We start from the raw sequence: 1053 nt of genomic DNA on the forward strand, positions 1-1053 counted from the left end.
CTGTTCACGGATGAGACGGGACCCACCAGACGGAAGTCACACCCGCATCGTGCTGTTCAGCGATGTCCCAGGAACGGGGTCGGCGGACGGCGTTCTTGTCCCCCACCGACCACGGCGACGGCACCCGGCGCGCAAAGCGGCCGCGGCGTCGCGCGTGCTGTCCCGTTCCCGCGCGATCCCGGGTCCGCACGGGCTCGGGCGTGCGGCGGGCCGGCAACGGGAGTACCGGCTACAGGTCCTGCAGTCGGCGCCCGGTGATGCCCTCGTTCCACCGCGTGACCGAACCCCCGACGACCGACTCGTGGTGTCCCGCGTGCCCGTCGGCGAGTCCGCAGCGCCACCGGTCGAAGACGCTGAGGCACGGGACGCGGGGAAGCCGGTCGGACCGGGTGCCGCTCGGGACCGGGTCGGCGGGGCACGTGGCGTTGCTGTCGTCGATCATTCCGCGGAGAAGACGACGCGACACCCGGTTCCGTCACGAAACGGTCGGCCTCCGGTCCGCCCGGGCGTTTCACCGCCGGCCGGTGCAGGGTGGACGGACCACGACCGGACGGCGGCCATGGACGACGACCGGAAGGCGGGGATGGACCACGACGATCCCCTCCTGCGTGCGGAGGACGCCACCCTCGTGGTCCGTGCCGCCGAGGGCGACGTGCGCGCGTTCGAGGTCCTCGCCCGGCGCCACGGCCCGGTGATGCGCCTCTACGCCGAGCAGATGCTCGGCTCGAACGTCGAGTCGGACGACGTCGTGCAGGACTCCTTCCTGACCGGATGGCGTCGACTGTCCGACCTCAACGACCCCGCCCGGTTCCGTCCGTGGATGATGCAGATCGTCACCCGGAAGGCGCTCGACCGACTCCGCCGACGACGCCACCACGACGACGTCGACACCGTGCAGCACCAGGCCGACGTCGCCCGGCAGCCGGAGCGTATCGTCGAGACGCGGATGCAGCTCGACGCGATGTGGACCGCGCTCGACCGCCTCCCCGCAGACCAGCGGCGGTGCTGGCTCCTGCGTGAGACGGCCGGCTACAGCTACCAGCAGATCGCCGA

2 protein-coding genes are annotated in these 1053 nt (G+C 71.9%); one reads left to right on the forward strand and one right to left on the reverse strand.

All coding sequences use genetic code 11. From position 1 onward, the window contains the following. Window positions 1-229: 229 nt before the first annotated feature. Entirely contained in the window at window positions 230-442 is a 213-nt protein-coding gene (locus BIV03_RS19805) for a hypothetical protein (protein ID WP_071296377.1), read from the reverse strand. A 117-nt stretch (window positions 443-559) separates the two neighbouring features. On the opposite strand from BIV03_RS19805, the gene BIV03_RS19810 reads away from it, so the two are divergent. Continuing rightward, the coding region (locus tag BIV03_RS19810; protein WP_071296378.1) for an RNA polymerase sigma factor at window positions 560-1053 on the forward strand (494 nt) is incomplete at its 3' end.

Origin of the sequence: Curtobacterium sp. MCBA15_016, from assembly GCF_001865105.1 — a bacterium.
Classification (GTDB): Bacteria; Actinomycetota; Actinomycetes; order Actinomycetales; family Microbacteriaceae; genus Curtobacterium.

Coding starts and splice junctions, on each gene's coding strand:
- BIV03_RS19805 (WP_071296377.1), bottom strand. CDS start 442: ATGATCGACGACAGCAACGCCACGTGCCCCGCCGACCCGGTCCCGAGC.